We start from the raw sequence: 20,720 nt of genomic DNA, 5'->3' as shown, positions 1-20,720 counted from the left end.
ATGCGAAAATATCTTTTGTTTTGTCTAGCTTTTTGTGTATTGGGTTGTTTGGCTCAAGATTTGATTGTCCGTCCGAACGATCCTATTATTTATAAGAAAGAGGGCGGTGCCTTTTTATGGCTGGGGGATACGGCTTGGGAGTTATTTCATGTATTGGATAAGGAGGAGATCGTTCATTATCTGGATAACCGGCAAGAAAAGGGCTTTACGGTAATACAGGCTGTTATCTTATCTGAACTGGATGGTTTGGATAAACCGAATGCGTATGGATATTTGCCCTTGGTTGATAAAGACCCTACCCAAATCACGGAAGGGTACTTTGAGTTGGTGGATTTTGTGATTCGAGAGGCCGGCAAACGAGGAATGTATATAGGGCTTCTACCTACTTGGGCAAACAATGTGGTAGAGAAAGACGGAAATCCAGCATTGTTTAATCCAGATAATGCGTATACATACGGGAAAATACTGGGAACCCGATATAAAAATGAAGCTGTAATATGGATTCTTGGTGGTGATAGAAATGTGGTTACGGATAAGGAGTTCGAGATCTGGCAATCTATGGCGAAAGGAATTCAGGAGGGAAATGGAGGAACACAACTAATGTCCTATCATCCGACGGGAGAGATTTCCTCGCATTATTGGTTCCACAATGAGTCTTGGCTATCATTCAATATTCTCCAAAGCGGGCATTACCGCCGGATGGATCCGGTATATCGTTTTTCGGGTATGTATGCTCAATTGAACCCGATTAAACCGTTTGTAAACGCGGAACCTTCATACGAGGACATACCGGTTCGTTTCTGGGAATATTTTGATTATGCTAAGTTCGGGAAGAAAAAGGAGGACATAATAGGTGATAACGGATTGATTAAGGATACGACTTATTTTACGGATGGAATTTACGATGACTATGATATTCGTATGCAGGCTTATTGGACTTATTTCTCTGGAGCTGCCGGATATACATATGGGAATAACGCTATTTGGCAAATGTATAAGCCGGGTGGTAAATATCATGTACCATGCCTTACGTTTTGGGATGGTGCGTTGGATAGGCCGGGAGCCGAATGTATGCGCTATGTAAAGTCTTTGTTTACGATGTATCCGTTAGATCGTTTCCGTCCGGATCTATCCGTCCTGTTCGGAATTAATTACAATGACGCAAGCTATATCACTCCCGTTTTAGCAAAAGATAAGACTTTTATTTTAGTTTATTTGAGTCAAGGGCAGGATGTAAGAATACAAATGAGTAAATTGCGATCTTTTGGTAAAGCTTATTGGTTCAATCCGAGGAATGGGGCGAGAACTTTGATCGGAGCGGTCGAGAATAAGGGAATTCGTACATTCAATGCGCCCGGAGAAGCGGGAGAGAGGGGAAATGATTGGATCTTAATTTTGGAGGCGGATGATAGGTAGACGATGTATAAATTTTAAATAATAAAAGTCATTATGAAGAAGATCAATGTTTTGCTGTTAGCCTTTTTGCTGTTAAGTTTTTGGGCGAATGCCCAGCAGTATCCTTTTAACGGGTTGGATATGAATATGGGAAACCTTTCTCGTTTGTCGAATGCGCAGAGTCGTTCGATCAGTCCGGAGAATTTTACGGGGGAGAAAGGGAAAGGAGCGATGGCTGATCCCGTGAGAGATAAGGATGTCCGGAATAAGGCGAATGCAGCTGGCCCAGCGAAAGATTTGGGGAAAGGCTGGAAAGTAAATCCTTTTATTATCGTGAAACCGGGGGAGACAGTTACTATCGCGGAGATTGATGGCCCGGGGGCTATCCAGCAGATATGGATGACTCCCACTGGCAACTGGCGATTCTCGATACTCCGTATGTATTGGGACGACGAGAAAGAGCCTTCGGTTGAATGTCCGGTCGGGGATTTCTTCGCCAGTGCTTTTAATGAGTATGCCCAACTTTCCTCGTTGGCGGTCTGTGTAAATCCCGGGAGCGCTTTCAATTGCTACTGGAAGATGCCGTTCCGTAAGAAAGCACGCATAACGTTGGAGAATATTAATAATGCGGAAGAGATGCGTTTGTATTACCAGATTAATTATACCTTGACGGAAGTGCCGGAGGATGAGGGATATTTCCATGCGCAGTTCCGCCGTTCCAACCCGACACAAGGCTCTATCCATACGTTGGTGGATGGAATCAAGGGAAAGGGACAATATGTCGGAACTTATTTAGCTTGGCGTGTCAATGATAACTGTTGGTGGGGTGAAGGAGAGATCAAGTTCTATATGGATGGCGACAAGGAATACCCGACAATCTGTGGAACAGGTACGGAGGATTATTTCTGCGGTTCGTATAACTTCGAGAATCAGAAAACACATCAATACCAAGAATTCACCACTCCTTATGCGGGAATGCACCAAGTGATCCGTCCGGATGGCCTATATCGGGCTGTTACGGCGTTCGGCTTGTATCGCTGGCATATCTTGGACCCGGTTCGTTTTGAAAAGGATCTGAAGGTTACGATTCAAGATTTGGGTTGGCGGCACGATGGTAGGTATAATAATCAAAAGTCGGATATCTCATCGACTACTTTCTGGTATCAGGCGGAACCACACGCTAAATTCCCGGCATTGCCCAGTAAGGATGATTTGGAAATTCCGAGATGGTAAATGGCCTGTGGTAAAATGTTAAATGTTATTTCTGATTAAACCTTTCCTTTTTATCGATGTCTATTTTTTCGAAGCGCTTCATAAACAGGTAATTTATAATAAAAGTAATAAGTAGTAGTTTATGAAAAAGGTAATAGGATTGTGTTTGGTTGTATTGTTGAGTTCAACTTCTGTGTTCGCTCGTGAGAACAGGCGTATGGACAAGCGTAAGATGGATCCGTCCGCACGTTGCGAGAAGATGATCGCCGACTTGAAGTTAGATGAGAAACAAGCGGTGGAGTTCCGTAAACTTCAAAAAGAGTATATGGAAAAGGCTCAGAAAGAACGTGAGGCGATGAAGGCTGAGCGTGAGAAGCAACGGGAAAAGATGTTGGCCATGCGTGAGGATAAGAACGCCCAGATGAAAAAGATATTGACGGAGGAACAATACAAACAATATCTGGAGAAACAGCAGCCTAAAGGGAATAAACATGGCAGAAAACATCTAGGTAACGGACGTAGATAAAGAAGTCTATAGATAGATAAAATGGCCGGGGTAGCGATTATCCCGGCCATTTTAGTTCTAATCGGCTGCTTCAACCACATACCAAGTATATCCGTTGGCAGGGATTTTAACCGTAAGCTCCACTGTATAGTCCCGGTTCAGTTTGTAGGTGACAGGCTTTTGCTCTTTTTCCCGGATGCGGGCTGTTTGTGTCAGGCCGGTATAATAGAGTGGGATATGGATCGTACGGGTGATCTCTTGATGGGTCGGATTGAAGAACATGGCTAGACCTTTCTCCTTCTTGTGAGGATTGACGTGTATGAACCCGTCCCAGTCTCGTGCGTCCGGTCGGCGTAAATGGATCATATCGCTGTTGAGTATATCGCGGTATTTCTTATACCATTGAATAACCTCGGTTACGGCCGCTTGGGTCTCCGGGGTATCATACAGACGTGGGCCTCGATAGCAAGCTTGGACACCAGCTCCGTAATTTTGCATCATATGTGTTTTGTATTCGAACAAGTGTTCGTGGAGGGGCTCCAAGGTAGCGGCCTCTCCTCCTCCTTGATACTCCACGAGAGGAACAAAGCTCCAGCATGCCGAAGCCATCCGATCCCATGTACCATCATAATTCAATTGGCGGGCATGGATGATCTGTCGATCCCGGGGAAGCGACCAGTTGGCTTCACGGTAACCAATGCCTGTCTTGGTAGACCCGTTCAAGAAATAGAAATCGGGAACATTGATATAAATGCCATTCTCGCACATCCAACGATAGAGATCGGTTATCTTATGGAACTGATTCCATTGGGAATCTTCCAGCCCTTTATGATAGGTATGGTGGGTAGATGCGCATACGTCGCCGGGATAGGAGCCGTCGTGCTCGAAGCAACGCATGCCCGTACGCTCGAAGAAGGTTCGTATATGATGAAAATACTCATATCCCCAATCGCTGCAAAGGCAGGGAGCGCTACCGAAACGCATCCCCCCTCGTTTACCTGTCTTGGGATTGATAACATCTACCTCGTCGCTGATCCAACGGCTTGATAAGAGGGAGTAACACCCTAACTCTACACCTTTGTTGCGGGCGTAATCCACCAAAGATTTATATTTGGCGATATTTTCTTCTGAGATATCCTCGGCGTTCAATCCGGATCCAAAGCTGATGATAACCATCTCGTATCCAACGGTAGCGCATTGATCGATAGCGGTACGAATAACATCCGGATCGGAAGAGGTAAGGTGCATGAAGATCGGATTCTCCGTAGCCCATGGAGCTACCGTATAATGTAAGCGTCGTTTAAACAAACCCTTTCGTTCCCGATCACCGCTGTCGAACGGCATCTCGTATACGCTAAAAGATTTGAATTTCTGGCCCGCCGCTAGGGTATAATCAGGACCTATCTTGGGCGATATATCTAATATACAAGGTGTTAGCAAAGGATAATTGCGTTGGGAGGTATATTCCGGATCGGCCACCCATTTCTCCGTGATATCGGTTTCCCGCTCGGTAAACTCTCCGCCACAAGCATAATCGCTTTCTACATGTATGTTCGGGAGCCTGAATTTAGAGGGATCTCCACCGCCGGGCGACTCCGGTTCGGCGAATGCCAGATATTCCAATTGAAAGGCATCGATATCTATGGACTGCGGGGTATTGTTGGTAACCTCCATACTTTTCCGGATAACCGGGATGTGATCGTATAAGTCGTAATGGAGTTCTACGGTGACACCTTCTGTTTCTTTCTCTCCTTTCAATACGAAAGTCAGTCTTTTCCCTGTGGGTACGTTCTTATTCAGTGCCCAGCGGCTTCTGGCCCATTTGATATCTTCCTGCAGCTCTTCTATGCGGAAATCCTCAATGAGAAAAGAACCGGGGCGAGTAGTCATCTGGTCGACCCATTCCATTTGGAAGTATCCGCGCTCGGGCTGGCCGGCCAGCCCGCCAAGTTCCCAACGTTTCCCGTCAATCGTCAAACTACCTTCGCTACTTACGGCACGAAGCATACTTTCTCCGGTCATCCGGTTAAAGATATCGAGAGTGGAAAGATTGGGCAAGACACGGAACATACGTGCTACCATTCCGTTTGACAATAAGATGCTTTTGCCATCTGGAGTCGCATATATGCCGGCTTTTGATCGTGAGGGTTGTAAAAGCCAGTCGAAAGAGGTGTTTTCCAAAGGAAGCCCTTGTTGGGGTAATTGCTTGATTTTATCAAGTAATTTCTTCTCCGTACCGGATGATACTTCCGGTCCTTTCCCTTGATAGCTCGTGGAGACGATCGAGGGGATGATCTCCATATACTCTATTTGGGGCGTGATCCATAAGGCATGATCTCCGCTAGGTCCATCGTCGGTAGGCTCTACGATAAGATCCAATATCTTTATGCCATTTAGGGGGATATCGATTGTTTTCGGGGCATCGCCAAGTTTGATGATACCGCTGTTATAAAGCTCCTTGTCATCTCCTTTCAAGATAAATAAGGCCGAGCCCGGATGTACTTTTCCGTCTTTACCTTCTAGACCAACAAATGTCTTGGCGTTTTTTCGGGTATCGAAATACATTTTCGTTCCGTCAACAAAAGGGATAACCGTGAGGCTTTTATCCGTATAATCGATATGTGAGTCGGCGATCCCGACCTGCGCTTGAAAGCGTGACGCATTCTTGTGTAAATCGATCTTGATATGACTTTTGGCTTGTACCCCGATCACGTCATCATACGTTTTTCCTTGTATAGAGGCGGGCTCGTTGGTAACTGATTTCCCTTTGACGGCGCCACCGTAAGTTTGGTAGGATTTATTTAGGTCCATGTCCATAAGCCGGATCTCGTTCTGGCCCATGGCGTAGAGGCCGGCAAATCCCGAAAGGATAGCTGTAAAGATAAGTTTATTCATAAAATGCAGTGATAAAAGAGGGTGTTATCAATGATAAAAATAAGGTGCTTCAAAAAGACTTCTTTTGAAACACCTTATTTGGTTTATAATCTAGCTTCGTTCTATTATAATGTCGTAAGTTTTAAATTTCGCCAAAGAACCTTGATGCCTCCACCGTCGTGAATCTGAAGGGCGATGCGGCCTTTACCCGCTCCGATCTTCTCATCATTCAAGTTTACCATTTCCTGTCCGTTCAGCCAAGTCTGTACGTTATCGCCTTGTACTTTGATACGCATCGTGTTCCAATCGCCTTCTTTCAAGATATTCTCTTTCTCATCCGGAATCTGAACCAACCAGCCACGTCCGTACGACTCATAGATACCACCTGTATCGTGACCCTTCGGAGCTACTTCTACCTGCCAGCCGTTTACTTTCACGCCTTCCTCAACGAAAGAGCGGATGAATACGCCGGAGTTTCCGTCAGCCTCTTGCTTAAACTCTACGGTCAGATCAAAATCATCATAATAATCACGGGTAGCGAGATAACCGTATTGCTTATCGGGACCACTTTCGCAAACCAATAAACCGTCTTTTACGTACCATTTCTCCGTACCGTATGGTTCCCATCCCGTCAAATCCACGCCGTTGAACAAGTTCACTTCCTTACCGGCCTTACGAGGAAGTTCTTTGATCTTCAAGTTACGGAAAGATGCGGGATAACCATGATCTTGCAAGCAAAGCACACCTTTTTTCGCCAATCCGTATTCCGGTGCATTGGCCCATTTGCCGCTATTTTTCTTAGCGTGCCAATCGTCTGTCCATGCCTCGAACTCTAGGATCTTTTGTCCGTTCAACCAATGTTCCACATGTCCATTATCGAATATGATCTTGGAGTTGTTCCATTCGCCTTGCGGATTCACCTTCATCTTGGATTTATCCGGCAAATGCATCGCGTAATCCACACCTAATTTCTGCCACTCTTCCAATGGGTCCGGGAAGTTCGGCTCGTCGATCAATTGATACTCCGGCCCCGTTACGTAAGGAACAGCGAATTGGGGACGCTCTACCACATGGTACAACATACCGCTATTGCCACCCTTGGACAATTTCCAGTCCCAAGAAAGCTCGAAGTTCTCATACTCTTTATCGGTTACGATGTAGCCACTAGCGTCGCTGCCATCTCCTTTGGCTTGTATACAACCATCCACTACATGCCAAGGCTGTGTCAATGTAGTCCCGTTGTAATCTTTCCAACCATCCAATGTCTTTCCATCAAAAAGCAGAACCCATCCGTCGGCGATTTCCTCGGGAGTAAGTGTGTTTTGTTCTTGACTGGCACAAGAGGAAAACAAGGCCAGCGATACCGCACAAGAGGCTAACAAGCTTGTGGCGGCTGTTTTTTTCATTACAGATTCCATGTAAATAAAGAATTTAGGTTGATAAATTGTAACTGAATGGCAAATTTACACAAAATCTCTGGAAAAGACGAATAAAAAGGGACAAATGTCTTCGTAATGCCTGTCAATAAGGCGTTTGCGAAGACAAATGAGGACAGGCGAAAAATCGAGGTAACGTAAAGGAAAGCGGATTTATGAAGAAGAACGGTCTCCAAATCATTACCCGCCGAATGGTGATTTTTAACACACCGTGTTGTATTTGGCAGCTTGTGGCACAGGTTGGCATATCAAGGTCTAACTCGTTGAGTAATAACTTTGCAAACAAAAAACGAGTATGGCAAGAAGCACATTCAAGGTTCTGTTCTACGTGAACGGCAGCAAGGAGAAAAACGGTATTGTCCCCATCATGGGACGAGTGACAATCAACGGGACTGTGGCGCAGTTCAGTTGTAAGCAGAACATCCCGAAAACGCTTTGGGACGTGAAAGGAAACAAGGCGAAAGGCAAGAGCCGCGAGGCACGAGACATCAACCTTGCCCTTGACAACATCAAGGCGCAAATCATCAAACATTACCAGCGCATTTCAGACCGCGAGGCATTTGTTACGGCTGAGATGGTGCGCAACGCCTATCAGGGAATCGGCAGCGAGTATGAGACGCTGCTAAAAGCATTCGACCGTGAGAACGAAGTGTTCAAGAAACGGGTAGGCAAAGACAGGGTAATGGCTACCTATCGGGCACGTGTACGGGCAAGAAACCATGTAGCCGCCTTTATCAAGTCGTTTTACAGACGCAGCGATATGTCCATGTTGGAACTTACTCCCGATTTCATCAAGGAGTTCGCCGCATACCTCTCGACTGAAGCCGGATTGCGGAACGGTTCGATATGGGCAAACTGTATGTGGCTGAAAGGCGTGGTCATGAAAGCGCATTATAACGGGTTGATACCGCGCAATCCTTTCATCCAGTTTCATATCAGCCCCAATGTGAAAGAACGGGAATATCTGACGGAGGATGAACTGAAAGCGGTCATGACACATGAGTTTGCAGACAGCAAGCTCGCATACATCCGTGACATTTTCATCTTTGCCAGTTTCACCGCCTTGTCATTCGTGGACATTCAGGAACTGACGAATGACAACATCGTGGAGGTGAACGGCGAGAAGTGGATATTGTCCAAACGCCACAAGACAAAAGTCGCCTTCCAAGTGAAGCTGCTGGATATACCCTTGCAGATAGTCGAACGCTACCGACCGATGCTGAAAGACAATCGTATATTCCCCGGCTTGAACTATTGGTCTATCTGCAAACCGTTGAAACGGATGATAAGGGAATGTGGCATAACCAAGTCAATATCATTTCATTGCAGTCGTCATGGCTTCGCAACATTAGCTTTGAGCAAGGGGATGCCCATTGAAAGCGTAAGCCGTGTGTTGGGACATACGAATATAGTCACGACCCAACTCTACGCAAAGATAACCACGCAGAAGCTCGACAACGACCTGACCATGTTCGGCGACAAACTGAGTAAGACGTTTAACGGAATAACGATGTCATGAGTATGAGAAGAAACAGCATAACAGTGAATGAATCCGGCAATATCATCATGCCGGAGAATGTCTCAAACATTTGGATGAGCGAGCCGGAATTGGTGGAACTGTTCGGAGTAATTGCTCCGACACTTCGTTCTGCCATCAGAAACATCTATAACAGTGGAGCATTAAAAGAATACGAGGTACAGAAGTATGTTCGGCAGGAGAACGGGTATCATGCCGATGTGTTCAGCTTTCCGATGATAGTCGCACTTGCTTTCCGCATTGACAGCTTCGGTGCGGAACAGGTGCGCAATGCCATATTTAAAAGGCTGTACTTGCGAAAAGAGAAAACAAATATCTTCTTTTCGCTGGGTATAAATGGTTGGGATATGTCTAATTATCAGGCATAAGTTCTAATGATATGACGACATGAAGTAGTGAGACCTATGCGTATTCCCATTGCCAACAATGTATTTATACGAGTATGTGAATAGGTGTATTGCCATTCATACGTACGATTACGACAAACCCGAAGAAAAATCCATTAGAATGGCATTTCTTCGGGCTTTTGTTGTATGTCATAAAGCCAAATCCAAGAAAATCTTACGTGAGGTATGCGTGAGTTGTTAATCCGTTCTGCGCTAATTGCCGAGTTTTGCACTGATTAAACAAAAAAATGAAGTGCTAATGAAACAAGGCAACTTTGAAAATGAGGAGTTTATCCGTGTGGGTACTACCCTCTACAAGTTAGTGAACCAGCCCCGTCTGAACGGAGGCTATGTGAAGAAGCGCATCGTGTGGAACAACGAAACACTGCGGCAGGACTACGGCAAGGACTATCTCGCCACCGTGCCGAAGTACGACGGCTTCTGCACCGTCCCCGACCATGTGGACTACCGTCCCGTGGTGGACAAGTTCCTGAACCTCTACGAGCCGATAGGACACCGTCCGCAACAAGGCGAGTTTCCCTGTATCCGGTCATTGGTGCGCCATATCTTCGGTGAACAGTATGAATTGGGCATGGACTATCTTCAATTGCTCTACCTGCAACCCGTGCAGAAACTGCCTATCCTGCTGTTGGTATCAGAAGAACGCAACACGGGCAAGAGTACATTCCTGAACTTCCTGAAAGCTGTGTTTCAAAACAATGTCACTTTCAATACCAACGAGGACTTCCGCAGCCAGTTCAATTCCGACTGGGCAGGAAAACTGCTCATCGTGGTGGACGAGGTATTGCTCAACCGCAGGGAGGACAGCGAGCGGTTGAAGAACCTCAGCACCACACTTTCCTACAAGGTGGAAGCCAAAGGCAAAGACCGTGACGAGATAGCGTTCTTTGCCAAGTTCGTGCTATGCTCCAACAACGAGTATCTGCCTGTTATCATTGATGCAGGTGAAACACGCTATTGGGTGCGCAAGATAGACCGTCTGCAATCCGATGACACAGACTTCCTGCAAAAGCTGAAAGCTGAGATACCTGCCTTTCTGTATTACCTGCAATACAGACAACTTTCCACCGAAAAGGAAAGCCGTATGTGGTTTGCGCCCTCTTTGCTGCATACCGAAGCCTTGCAGAAGATTATCCGCAGCAACCGCAACCGATTGGAGATAGAGATGTGCGAACTTATCCTTGACATTATGGAAAGTGTCGGCACGGACACATTCTCGTTCTGCCACAACGACATTCTTCTTTTGCTGGTACATTCGCAGGTAAAGGTGGAGAAGCACCAAGTCAGAAAGGTATTGCAGGAATGTTGGAAACTTACTCCTGCCTCTAACGGGCTTACATATACCACTTACCAATTCAATTACAATCGGGAGTGCCGATATGAGCCGATAAAAAGAGTCGGTCGTTTCTACACCGTCACAAGGGAACAACTTGAATCCCTGTAATACTATTCTTTTTTTGTTGAATTGATGAATAATGATATAACCATACTGATAATAAACAGCATACACTCTCAACAAATTCTCAACAATCGAAAAGAAAAGTTGAGAGGGAAACAGCATCAGTTTGTTGGATTCTCTATTTGTGAGTGGTTTGTTGAGAAGATGTTGAGAATATAAAGCATTAACGTATAGGACAATACATATCTCATTCATCAAATCAACGTTTTTACAGTCATCATCAAATCCATAGAAATTATATCATGAACATCCAAGAAGCAAAACAAATCAAAATTGCGGACTATCTGCAAAGTTTGGGTTATTCGCCCGTAAAGCAACAGGGAAACTGCCTGTGGTATAAATCCCCGTTCCGTCAGGAAACGGAAGCCTCGTTCAAGGTGAACACCGACCGCAACCTGTGGTTCGATTATGGACTGGGAAGAGGTGGTAACATCATCGCACTTGCAGGGGTACTGTACGCATCCGACCATGTGCCTTATCTGCTTGGCAAGATAGCGGAACAGGCACCACACATCCGTCCCATATCTTTCTCTTTTCGCCAGCAGGCATCCGAACCGAGTTTCCAACATTTGGAGGTGGGCGAACTCACCCATCCGGCATTGCTCCGATACTTGCAGGAACGGGGCATAAACATCGCTTTGGCAAAGGCGCAATGTAAAGAGCTCCACTTCACCCATAACGGCAAGCCCTATTTCGCCATCGGTTTTCCGAATGTGGCGGGAGGATTTGAAGTGCGTAACCGTTTTTTCAAAGGCTGTGTCGCACCCAAAGACATCAGCCATATTCGGCAACAGGGAGAAGCGAGAGAGAAATGCCTTGTATTCGAGGGCATGATGGACTATCTTTCATTCCTCACGTTGCGGAAGAGGAACTGCTCGAACTTGCCCGACCTTGACAGGCAGGATTACGTCATCCTCAATTCGACCGCCAATGTTTCCAAAGCTATAGATGTGCTGCACGGGTATGGACGTATCCACTGCATGCTCGACAATGACGAGGCGGGAAGAAAGGCGTATCGGGAATTGGAAAGGAAGTTCGCCGGACGCATCCGCGACTTCTCCGACAACTACAAAGGGCATAAAGACCTGAACGATTACCTGCGTGGAATCCGGCAGAAATTAGCCGTTAGTCCACCGCCAAGAACTATCGTAAAACCCAAGAAGAAAGGGTTGGGATTATGACATCCCGAATGAGAAAAACGGGAGATGCCCGAAACTCATTCCTTAAGGATTGGGAGGTAGCAAGTTTGTGTTTCGGGTGTACCGAAACCGCTTGCCACCCACCATCCAAATTGCAGGAGGTGGCATCCCGTCGGTCTATACAGTTGAATCAGTAACCGAATTAAAAGGAATAAAATATGGAACAGACAAAGGAACACAAGGAACGCAACAAGGGAGGTCGCCCCAAGAAGGAAGCAACCGAGAAACTGAAATACCGTATCGCAGTGAAAATGACGGCAGCCGACTACTTCCGCCTGCTGACACGATCGCATGAGGCGGGCGTATCACCAAGCGAGTACATGAGGGAATGTTTCCGTAACGGTCATGTGAAAGAACGGCTGTCGGAGGAACATGCCGGATACATCCGCCAACTCTGCGGCATGGCTAACAATCTCAACCAGCTTGCGCGTAAGGCAAACGCCGGAGGCTTCCACGATGAACGGTGGGACTGCAAGGTGGCAGTGGCAAGGATTCATGAACTTATAACCAAGATAGGGATATGATGGCGAAAATCGTAAAAGGAAGCGACTTCAAGGGTGCGGTGGATTACATCATCGACAAGAAGAAGGATACGCAGATAGTAGCAAGCGAAGGCTTGTTTATGGAAAATCTGGAAACTATCGCCATGAGTTTCAATGCCCAGTCACGGATGAACGATAAGGTGACAAAACCTGTCGGACATATCGCGTTGAGTTTTTCCAAAGAGGATGAGTTACGGCTGACGAACCGTATCATGGCAGGCATCGCGCTTGAATATATGAAACGGATGGGAATCAAGAATACGCAGTTCTTCATCGCCCAGCATTTCGACAAGGAGCATCCGCACGTGCATATTGCTTTCAACCGCATAGACAACAACGGCAATACCATATCGGACAGGCACGAGCGTCTGCGCAGTACCCGCATCTGCAAGGAATTGACCTTGAAATACGGCTTGCATATGGCTGGCGGAAAGGACAATGTCAAACGCAACCGCCTGAAAGAGCCAGACAGGACGAAATATGCGCTTTACGACATCATCAAAATGGAAGTCGGCAGATGCGGCAACTGGAACGTGCTTATCGCCAACCTGAAACGGCAGGGAGTGGAAGTACATTTCAAGCATAAGGGGCAGACCAGCGAGGTGCAGGGTGTTGTATTCTCCATGAATGGCTACCATTTCAACGGCTCCAAAGTGGACAGGCGTTTCAGTTATTCCAAGATTGACGCGGCTTTGCAGCACAACAGATGCAGGGAACGTATGGGAATAACAGCCGGAATATATGAAACGGCTACACCAAGCGCACCGTCCGGCACGGCACAAAGCGAGTTGTTCAACGGCTCTTGGGGATTGCTAAAAAGCAGTGGCTCATCTTATAACGCTGCTGATGCGGAAGCCAATCAGGAAATGGTGGATATACTTCGCAGAAGGAAGAAAGTTAAGCGCAAGAGAGGTGTTGGGTTCTAATATTCTGTACTAATCCAATTCTCACGACACTTGCGCTCTATATTCATTCGGAGTGTAACCTACCTCTTTCTTGAACAGTCGGGTAAAATGTTGCGGGTACTGAAAACCGAGATTATAGGCGATTTCATTAACGGTGTCGTCTGTAGATGCAAGTTCCGTCTTGGCTATTTCAATAGACTTGTCATGAATGAAATGCAGGGCGGTTGAACCTGTTTCTTTTTTCAATAAATCACTGAAATAGTTGGGCGAGAGGCAGAGCTTGTCTGCACAATACTGTACAGTGGGCAAGCCTATCCGTTTAGCAGCCCCATCATGGAAGTATTCGTCAAGCAACCGCTCAAATCTTGCGAGGATGTCTCGGTTTTGGTTGTCGCGTGTGATGAACTGACGGTCATAGAAACGTGTGCAGTAATCAAGGAACGTCTTGATGCTGTCTGTGATGAGGTTCTTGCTGTGACGGTGTATCGGATGGTTCAATTCATATTGAATCTTGTGGAAGCAATCCATGATGATTTGCCGTTCTTCCACACTAAGGTGCAATGCCTCGTTTGTCTCGTAGGAAAAGAACGAATATTCACGCATTATCCGCCCGAGAGGTGTATTCCGCAGCAGGTCGGGATGGAACATAAGCAGGTAGCCATCTGGTTGGAACTGCATGCCGTCATCTTCCGCACCGAACACCTGTCCGGGCGCGATAAATATCAGTGTGCATAATTATTCCTAAGTCTGTGAAACCGGAACGCATGAAGCAGAATCTCGACATATTAGACTTCACCCTGTCGGCCGACGACATGGCACGGATAAAGACGCTGGATACCGACAAGCCTTTCTTACTCGGCTCGCACGAAGATCCAGAAATCGTAAAATGGTTCATGCAGTACAAAAACGCCTGAACATCAACAACCATATTTCGATAGCCGCTATCGACTATATTAAGAAGTTATTCGTATATGCCTTTATTGTAATCCGTCATGTACTGAGTAAATGTTTTGCCTGTTTGCTGTTTGAAGAAGCGCATGAGATGGCTCGGATCAGAGAAATTGAAATCATCCGCCATTTCACTGACAGTGCGGTTGGAGAATAGCAATTCGTTCTTCAGTTCCTCAAGCAGACGTTGTTTTATCAAATGGGTAGCTGATACTCCGAATTGGGCTTTTACTGAGTTATTGAGTGTGATGCGACTGACATGAAGCATGTCTGCATATTCCTGCACCCGCTGGTGGGTGCGGATATTCTGTTCCAACAAGTCCTTGAACCGAAAAGCGAAATTGTTTTTAGCAATTTCAGCGGGCAAGCAATAGGCGGCAGCGTATGTACGATTGATAATCAGCAAAAGATAATATAGTAAGGAAACAATGATATTGTACGTATCGGACACTGGATTCATCAGCTCATACTTAATCTTTCCGAGCAGCCGCATATATTCCTTCATTTCGTCATGTGTGGCATTGATGTAAGGCGGCGTATCTGTCTGGTAACAATACAAAAGGCGAAAAACGAAGAACTTGTCGGCGATAAAAGTACGCATGAAATCTTCGCGGAATATAAGGAACGTGTAATCCAACGCCGTCTCATCTACATGCCACTCTTGTTGCTGATGGGGTGAAAGCAGGAGAACCATGCCGTCGCGCAGTTCAATCTTGCGGAAGTTCAGTAGCAAATATCCGTTTGCCTTACGGAAAAAGTAGAAGCTGAAGAAGTCTGTCTTAAACCGCTTGTTTTCTGTCAGCACAAGTCCGATGTCCTTGTTTATGGCAGTATTGATGTAAAAATCCACGCCGCAGCGTGTCTTGTTGAACGGTACGCTGACCAGTCGATCAGGGTTGATTATCTCGTCCATATCCTTGTCGTTTTTGCAAAGATAATAATTTCATTTATCAAAATGGCATAATTACCGTTTTTTCAGGCATAGATGTTTCGCCGGATTCTTCCGAACTTTGCACCCGTAATCAATAACAAGACATATAGTCATGAAAAAGACATCTACAGTACAATTGGTGCGCAATGCCACCTTGAAAATCAGGTATGCGGGACACACCATGCTAATTGACCCCGTTTTAGCCGACAAAGGCACTTTGATATCGGCCCTCGGTGTGAATAAAACACCGAGGGTACACCTCACCATTCCTATTCAGGATATTATCGGAGGCGTGGACATGGTGCTCCTGACCCACAATCACATCGACCATTACGAGCCGAGTGTCCCCACACATTTGCCCAAAGAAATTCCTTTCTACGTTCAGCCCCAGGACGCGGACGCCATCAGAAACGACGGATTTACAAATGTGATACCCATCGAAGAAATAAAAACAATAGACGGCATATCCATTTACCGCACGACCGGACATCATGGTTTCGGGCAGATCGGGCAGATGATGGGACCTGTATCAGGTTATGTGCTAAAAGCCGAGGGCTTCCCGACCGTTTATATAATGGGTGACTGCCGATGGGAAGCATGTATCCGAGACACCGTGGAACGGTTCAATCCTGACTATATCGTGGTAAACTCCGGAGGTGCAATCTTTCCCGAATTTTCCAAAACGGACGGTCCTATCATCCCCGACGAGAACGAAGTGATGCAGATACTTGACGAATTGCCTTCGCATATCAAGCTGATAGCCGTACACATGGATGCCATCGACCATTGCCAGACCACCCGTGCAATTCTGCGCAATGAGGCAACGCATCACGAAGCCGACATGAGCCGGCTGATTATCCCGGAGGACGGAGAAACAGTTGTGTTATGAGTGTCTGCATTAAATCCCTGATAAAAAACATGAACATAGTGGTAGGGTGCACTATAGGATGCCCTTACTGCTATGCCCGTAACAACTGCCGCCGTTTCCACATTACCGACGACTTTTCCGTGCCTGAATACATGGAACGAAAACTGCGCATCATCGATACGTCCCGTCCTCATGTGTGGCTCATGACAGGAATGAGCGATTTCTCCGATTGGAAGCCTGAATGGAACGCAGAAATTTTCGAGCGGATCAGCAGCAATCCCCAGCACGCCTATATCTTTCTGACGAAGCGCCCTGACAAAATCAGTTTCTCCTCTGACGACGAGAACGTATGGATGGGCGTGACCGTTACGCGCAGTTCCGAGAAAAGGAGGATTGATGATTTGAAAAAGAATATCAAAGCACGACACTACCATGTCACGTTTGAACCTCTCTTCGATGATATCGGCGAGATTGATTTCGAGGGAATTGACTGGATTGTCATAGGCACAGAGACCGGAAACCGAAAAGGAAAGTCATATTCGCGCCCCGAATGGGTGCTTAGCATTGCAGAACAGGCAAAGGCTCATGGCATACCGGTGTTCATGAAAGAGGATTTGCTGCCGATTATGGGCGACGAAAGAATGATTCAGGAATTGCCGGAACAATTTACCAGACGAATACAATGAATATGGATACAATAAAGGAAATAGATGTAAAGAGTGTAATGACCAAATCCTCTCTGCCGGTGGGAGGATATTCGGTCAACCCTTATGTAGGGTGTCCCCACGCCTGCAGGTATTGCTACGCATCGTTCATGAAACGGTTCACCGGGCACACCGAGCCGTGGGGTACGTTTTTAGATGTAAAAAACTGGAAGCCGATAACGAATCCTCATAAATACGACGGTGAACGTGTTGTAATAGGGTCTGTGACGGACGGTTACAATCCGTATGAAGAAGAATTCCACCGTACCCGAAGGCTGCTCGAAGAGCTGCGAGGAAGCGATGCCGAGATTATGATATGCACAAAGTCCGATCTTGTCCTTCGCGATCTCGACCTGTTGAAGAGTTTTCCCAAAGTGACTGTGTCATGGTCTGTCAATACGCTCGACGAGCAGTTCTGCGCAGATATGGACAACGCCGTAAGCATTGAACGCCGTCTGAAAGCGATGCGTCAGACATACGAGGCAGGTATCCGCACCGTATGCTTCGTCTCGCCCATATTCCCCAGAATAACAGACGTAAAGGCAATAATAGAGGAGGTAAAAGATTATGCTGATTTAATCTGGCTTGAAAACCTGAATTTACGCGGGCAGTTCAAAGGCGGGATAATGACGTATATCCGTGAGAAGTATCCTGACCTCATACCGCTTTACGAGGAAATTTACAATAAAAAAAGGCTTGAATACTGGCAGGCATTGGAGCAGGACATTTCAAATTACGCCAAGGAGCAGGGCTTCCCGTATCGTATAAACGATCTGCCATACGGACGCTCGGAAAAAGGCAAACCTGTCATCGTAAACTACTTCTACCACGAAAAAATACGATTGACAAAATGAGGCTATGCCGGACTGATGCAGAAAAGTTGTAGCGCGGATAAAAGCACCATGTATGTGGATAATATCCGGCAATCTTCCGAGCGTATGCGGGAGATGCTCAACACGCTGCTGGATTTCTTCCGTCTGGACAACGGCAAGGAGCAACCCAACCTTTCCCCTTGCAGGATTTCCGCAATCACGCATATTCTTGAAACGGAGTTCATGCCCATTGCCATGAACAAGGGGCTGACTTTGATAGTGGAGAGCCACACCGATGCGGTGGTTTTGACCGACAAGGAACGTATCCTGCAAATCGGCAACAACTTGTTGTCAAACGCCATCAAGTTCACGGATAACGGTAGTGTATCATTGGCAGCGGATTATGATAACGGTTTGCTGAAACTTATCGTTGAAGATACCGGTACGGGCATGACCGAAGATGAGCAACAACGAGTATTCGGTGCATTTGAACGTCTTTCAAATGCCGCCGCAAAAGACGGCTTCGGATTAGGATTGTCCATCGTGCAGCGTATTGTGGCGATGCTCGGTGGAACTATACGCTTGGAAAGCGAGAAAGGCAAAGGGAGCCGCTTCACGGTGGAAATTCCCATGCAGACAGCCGAGGAACTGCCGGAACAGACAATTCAAGCGCAAATGCGCCATAATCATATCTGCCATGATGTGATTGCCATCGACAATGACGAGGTACTTCTCCTTATGTTGAAAGAAATGTATGCCCATGAAGGGATGCACTGCGATACCTGTACCAATGTTTCGGTACTGATGGAGCTGATACGAAAAAAGGAATACAGCCTGCTTCTGACGGATCTGAATATGCCTGAGATAAGCGGTTTTGAACTGCTGGAACTGTTGCGCTCATCCAATGTAGGCAACTCGAAGAGTATTCCCATAGTCGTGACAACCGCTTCGGGCAGTTGCAGCAAGGAGGAACTTATAGGGCGTGGATTTGCCGGATGCCTGTTCAAGCCGTTCTCCATATCCGAACTGATGGAGATTACGGATAAATGCGCATTAAGCAGCATATTGGATGAAAAGCCGGATTTTTCCACTCTGCTATCTTATGGCAATGAATCCGTCATGCTGGACAAACTGATAGCGGAAACCGAAAAGGAAATGCAGGCGGTCAAGGATGCAGAACAGCGTAAAGACCTCCAAGAACTGGACACACTTACACACCATCTGCGAAGTTCATGGCAGATTCTCCGTGCCGACCAGCCATTGAGGGAACTTTACGCCCAACTTCATGGAAGTGCCACTCCAGATGACGAAGCGATATGCAAAGCGGTGACCGGCTGTGCTGGATAAAGGTGCTGAAATTATCCGGCAGGCAAAAGAAGAAAGGAAAAATACGAAAATGGATAAAACAAGAATCATCGTGGTGGAGGACAATATCGTGTATTGCGAGTTTGTCTGCAACCTGCTGGCACGGGAAGGATTCCGTACCGTGCAGGCTTACCACCTCTCGACCGCGAAGAAACTTCTGCAACAAGCCTCAGACGGGGACATCGTGGTTTCTGACCTACGACTACCCGACGGTGACGGCATCGACCTATTACGATGGATGCGCAAGGAAGGCATGACACAACCGTTAATCATCATGACCAACTATGCCGAAGTGCATACGGCAGTCGAAAGTATGAAACTCGGCTCGCTGGACTATATCCCCAAGCAGCTTGTGGAGGATAAACTTATGCCTCTGCTTCATACCATCCTGAAAGAACGGAGTATCGGACGAAATCGTATGCCCGTTTTTGCCCGTGACAGTTCCGCCTTTCAGAAAATCATGCAACAGATAAGATTAGTTGCCCCTACTGATATGAGCGTGCTGATATTCGGAGAGAACGGCACGGGCAAGGAGCATATCGCCCACCATCTGCATGATAAGAGCAAAAGGGCAGGGAAACCGTTTGTGCCTGTGGACTGCGGTTCACTCTCCAAAGACCTTGCGCCCTCGGCATTCTTCGGACATGTCAAAGGCGCGTTTACGGGTGCGGACAGCACAAAGAAAGGATACTTCAATGAGGCAGAGGGTGGCACATTGTTCTTGGATGAGGTAGGCAATCTCGCATTGGAAACCCAGCAGATGTTACTCCGTGCCATACAGGAACGGAGATACCGCCCTATAGGTGACAAGACGGACAAGAGCTTCAATGTCCGCATCATCGCCGCCACCAACGAGGATCTGGAGAAAGCGGTCATTGAAAAACGTTTCCGACAGGATTTGCTGTACCGTTTGCACGACTTCGAGATAACTGTTCCGCCCTTGCGTGACTGTCAGGAGGACATCATGCCGTTGGCGGAGTTCTTCCGTGAGATTGCCAACAATGAATTGGAATGTAGCGTGACTGGGTTCGATGCGGAAGCCCGTAAGACATTGCTGACCCATCCGTGGCCGGGTAATGTCCGTGAGCTTCGGCAGAAGATAATGGGCGCGGTGTTGCAGGCACAGACGGGAGTTGTCATGAAAGAGCATCTGGAACTTGCCGTAACGAAACCGACCTCACCTGTCAGCTTCGCCTTGCGAAACGATGCGGAGGACAAGGAACGCATCTTACGCGCGTTGAAGCAGGCAAACGGAAACTGCAAGGTTGCCGCCGAATTGCTCGGAATCGGACGTACAACGCTGTATAGCAAGTTGGAAGAGTATGGATTAAAGTATAAATTTCAGCAATCATAGCCCGCAACTTGCCGAAAATAGAAGTAACGGTTAAACCGGATTATTCAGCGAAGATAAAAAACGTCCTGTGATAAAAATCATGGGACATTTTGATGTGTATCCGATTTTTATTGCTACTTTTGTACCAAGACGAGAGACATTGACAGCAACTCACAGCAGAACGTAGAAATAGACAGGGTTGCCAAATCATTACCTCATTTTTACCTTATCCTCAGAACTGCTTGCTAATAAAGTGGTTATAAAAATCTTCCAGAATTACACAAATAT

At 46.7% G+C, this 20,720-nt stretch carries 18 protein-coding genes and 1 pseudogene; 15 read left to right on the top strand and 4 right to left on the bottom strand.

The features are described 5' to 3' along the window. From DW033_RS05950 to DW033_RS05940, 3 genes are all read left to right on the top strand, one after another. Positions 1–1,416, top strand: a complete 1,416-nt coding sequence (locus DW033_RS05950; RefSeq protein ID WP_048927979.1) for a glycoside hydrolase family 140 protein — start codon at positions 1–3, stop codon at positions 1,414–1,416. A gap of 33 nt (positions 1,417–1,449) precedes the next feature. After that, the gene (locus tag DW033_RS05945) at positions 1,450–2,628 is read left to right on the top strand and encodes a glycoside hydrolase family 172 protein (protein WP_048927980.1); all 1,179 of its coding nucleotides are present in this window, start codon (positions 1,450–1,452) and stop codon (positions 2,626–2,628) included. Between the two features lie 121 nt (positions 2,629–2,749). Then, positions 2,750–3,133: a hypothetical protein gene (locus tag DW033_RS05940; protein ID WP_005861419.1), complete on the top strand. Its 384-nt coding sequence runs from the start codon at positions 2,750–2,752 to the stop codon at positions 3,131–3,133. Positions 3,134–3,190: 57 nt separating this feature from the next. Here DW033_RS05940 and DW033_RS05935 read toward each other — a convergent pair whose 3' ends face one another. Both DW033_RS05935 and DW033_RS05930 read right to left on the bottom strand, forming a co-directional pair. Continuing rightward, positions 3,191–6,007, bottom strand: coding sequence for an NPCBM/NEW2 domain-containing protein (locus DW033_RS05935; RefSeq protein ID WP_048927981.1), 2,817 nt, complete (start codon positions 6,005–6,007; stop codon positions 3,191–3,193). A gap of 104 nt (positions 6,008–6,111) precedes the next feature. Then, the gene (locus DW033_RS05930; RefSeq protein ID WP_048927982.1) at positions 6,112–7,404 is read right to left on the bottom strand and encodes a DUF1080 domain-containing protein; all 1,293 of its coding nucleotides are present in this window, start codon (positions 7,402–7,404) and stop codon (positions 6,112–6,114) included. Between the two features lie 313 nt (positions 7,405–7,717). Here DW033_RS05930 and DW033_RS05925 point away from each other — a divergent pair, with 313 nt between their 5' ends. The 6 genes from DW033_RS05925 to DW033_RS05900 all read left to right on the top strand — a co-directional run bounded on the left by DW033_RS05925 (position 7,718) and on the right by DW033_RS05900 (position 13,492). Continuing rightward, entirely contained in the window at positions 7,718–8,941 is a 1,224-nt protein-coding gene (locus DW033_RS05925) for a site-specific integrase (protein ID WP_117682351.1), read from the top strand. Then, a complete protein-coding gene (locus DW033_RS05920; RefSeq protein ID WP_004328110.1) occupies positions 8,938–9,327 on the top strand; it encodes a hypothetical protein in 390 nt (129 codons plus the stop codon). The genes DW033_RS05925 and DW033_RS05920 overlap by 4 nt, the downstream gene beginning before the upstream one ends. A gap of 277 nt (positions 9,328–9,604) precedes the next feature. After that, positions 9,605–10,810: a primase-helicase family protein gene (locus DW033_RS05915; RefSeq protein WP_004328112.1), complete on the top strand. Its 1,206-nt coding sequence runs from the start codon at positions 9,605–9,607 to the stop codon at positions 10,808–10,810. 257 nt (positions 10,811–11,067) lie between these two features. Next, a complete protein-coding gene (locus tag DW033_RS05910) occupies positions 11,068–12,006 on the top strand; it encodes a toprim domain-containing protein (RefSeq protein ID WP_005775883.1) in 939 nt (312 codons plus the stop codon). 176 nt (positions 12,007–12,182) lie between these two features. Beyond that, a complete protein-coding gene (locus DW033_RS05905; RefSeq protein ID WP_004329306.1) occupies positions 12,183–12,548 on the top strand; it encodes a MobC family plasmid mobilization relaxosome protein in 366 nt (121 codons plus the stop codon). Next, positions 12,545–13,492 (top strand): relaxase/mobilization nuclease domain-containing protein, encoded by a 948-nt coding sequence (locus DW033_RS05900; protein ID WP_117817625.1) that lies wholly within the window; start codon positions 12,545–12,547, stop codon positions 13,490–13,492. The genes DW033_RS05905 and DW033_RS05900 overlap by 4 nt, the downstream gene beginning before the upstream one ends. Positions 13,493–13,513: 21 nt before the next feature. On the opposite strand, the gene DW033_RS05895 is transcribed toward DW033_RS05900, so the two are convergent. Beyond that, positions 13,514–14,173 (bottom strand): AraC family transcriptional regulator, encoded by a 660-nt coding sequence (locus DW033_RS05895; RefSeq protein WP_004329304.1) that lies wholly within the window; start codon positions 14,171–14,173, stop codon positions 13,514–13,516. A 23-nt stretch (positions 14,174–14,196) separates the two neighbouring features. Here DW033_RS05895 and DW033_RS24360 point away from each other — a divergent pair, with 23 nt between their 5' ends. Further along, positions 14,197–14,385, top strand: coding sequence for a hypothetical protein (locus tag DW033_RS24360; protein WP_005775886.1), 189 nt, complete (start codon positions 14,197–14,199; stop codon positions 14,383–14,385). 47 nt (positions 14,386–14,432) lie between these two features. On the opposite strand, the gene DW033_RS05890 is transcribed toward DW033_RS24360, so the two are convergent. Continuing rightward, positions 14,433–15,332 carry an AraC family transcriptional regulator gene (locus tag DW033_RS05890; protein WP_004329302.1) on the bottom strand — a complete coding sequence of 300 codons (900 nt, stop codon included), beginning with the start codon at positions 15,330–15,332 and terminating at the stop codon, positions 14,433–14,435. Positions 15,333–15,462: 130 nt separating this feature from the next. Here DW033_RS05890 and DW033_RS05885 point away from each other — a divergent pair, with 130 nt between their 5' ends. The 5 genes and pseudogenes from DW033_RS05885 (at position 15,463) to DW033_RS05865 (ending at position 20,453) form a co-directional block, all read left to right on the top strand. Continuing rightward, complete coding sequence (locus DW033_RS05885) at positions 15,463–16,239, top strand: MBL fold metallo-hydrolase (protein WP_004329300.1); 777 nt, start codon at positions 15,463–15,465, stop codon at positions 16,237–16,239. Next, the gene (locus DW033_RS05880) at positions 16,236–16,904 is read left to right on the top strand and encodes a radical SAM mobile pair protein A (protein WP_004329299.1); all 669 of its coding nucleotides are present in this window, start codon (positions 16,236–16,238) and stop codon (positions 16,902–16,904) included. Before DW033_RS05885 ends, DW033_RS05880 begins: the two co-directional genes overlap by 4 nt. Continuing rightward, positions 16,901–17,776 carry a radical SAM mobile pair protein B gene (locus DW033_RS05875; RefSeq protein WP_004329298.1) on the top strand — a complete coding sequence of 292 codons (876 nt, stop codon included), beginning with the start codon at positions 16,901–16,903 and terminating at the stop codon, positions 17,774–17,776. The genes DW033_RS05880 and DW033_RS05875 overlap by 4 nt, the downstream gene beginning before the upstream one ends. Further along, positions 17,777–19,138, top strand: a pseudogene (locus DW033_RS05870) (hybrid sensor histidine kinase/response regulator); the annotation flags it as partial. It abuts the gene before it with no gap. Then, entirely contained in the window at positions 19,131–20,453 is a 1,323-nt protein-coding gene (locus DW033_RS05865; protein ID WP_117682155.1) for a sigma-54 dependent transcriptional regulator, read from the top strand. The pseudogene DW033_RS05870 and the gene DW033_RS05865, both read left to right, overlap by 8 nt. The last annotated feature ends 267 nt before the right edge of the window (positions 20,454–20,720 follow it).

This window comes from Parabacteroides sp. AF39-10AC, from assembly GCF_003635405.1.
In the GTDB taxonomy this organism is placed as follows: domain Bacteria; phylum Bacteroidota; class Bacteroidia; order Bacteroidales; family Tannerellaceae; genus Parabacteroides; species Parabacteroides distasonis.
This window is presented reverse-complemented; position numbering and strand designations above follow the sequence as displayed.

Excerpts from the sequence above, each read along its gene's own strand:
- DW033_RS05865 (WP_117682155.1), top strand. The coding sequence starts at position 19,131 with ATGGATAAAACAAGAATCATCGTGGTGGAGGACAATATCGTGTATTGC.
- DW033_RS05925 (WP_117682351.1), top strand. The coding sequence starts at position 7,718 with ATGGCAAGAAGCACATTCAAGGTTCTGTTCTACGTGAACGGCAGCAAG.
- DW033_RS05900 (WP_117817625.1), top strand. The coding sequence starts at position 12,545 with ATGATGGCGAAAATCGTAAAAGGAAGCGACTTCAAGGGTGCGGTGGAT.
- DW033_RS05910 (WP_005775883.1), top strand. The coding sequence starts at position 11,068 with ATGAACATCCAAGAAGCAAAACAAATCAAAATTGCGGACTATCTGCAA.
- DW033_RS05920 (WP_004328110.1), top strand. The coding sequence starts at position 8,938 with ATGAGTATGAGAAGAAACAGCATAACAGTGAATGAATCCGGCAATATC.
- DW033_RS05915 (WP_004328112.1), top strand. The coding sequence starts at position 9,605 with ATGAAACAAGGCAACTTTGAAAATGAGGAGTTTATCCGTGTGGGTACT.
- DW033_RS05935 (WP_048927981.1), bottom strand. The coding sequence starts at position 6,007 with ATGAATAAACTTATCTTTACAGCTATCCTTTCGGGATTTGCCGGCCTC.
- DW033_RS05875 (WP_004329298.1), top strand. The coding sequence starts at position 16,901 with ATGAATATGGATACAATAAAGGAAATAGATGTAAAGAGTGTAATGACC.
- DW033_RS05880 (WP_004329299.1), top strand. The coding sequence starts at position 16,236 with ATGAGTGTCTGCATTAAATCCCTGATAAAAAACATGAACATAGTGGTA.
- DW033_RS05945 (WP_048927980.1), top strand. The coding sequence starts at position 1,450 with ATGAAGAAGATCAATGTTTTGCTGTTAGCCTTTTTGCTGTTAAGTTTT.
- DW033_RS05950 (WP_048927979.1), top strand. The coding sequence starts at position 1 with ATGCGAAAATATCTTTTGTTTTGTCTAGCTTTTTGTGTATTGGGTTGT.
- DW033_RS05930 (WP_048927982.1), bottom strand. The coding sequence starts at position 7,404 with ATGGAATCTGTAATGAAAAAAACAGCCGCCACAAGCTTGTTAGCCTCT.
- DW033_RS05890 (WP_004329302.1), bottom strand. The coding sequence starts at position 15,332 with ATGGACGAGATAATCAACCCTGATCGACTGGTCAGCGTACCGTTCAAC.
- DW033_RS05905 (WP_004329306.1), top strand. The coding sequence starts at position 12,183 with ATGGAACAGACAAAGGAACACAAGGAACGCAACAAGGGAGGTCGCCCC.
- DW033_RS05885 (WP_004329300.1), top strand. The coding sequence starts at position 15,463 with ATGAAAAAGACATCTACAGTACAATTGGTGCGCAATGCCACCTTGAAA.
- DW033_RS05940 (WP_005861419.1), top strand. The coding sequence starts at position 2,750 with ATGAAAAAGGTAATAGGATTGTGTTTGGTTGTATTGTTGAGTTCAACT.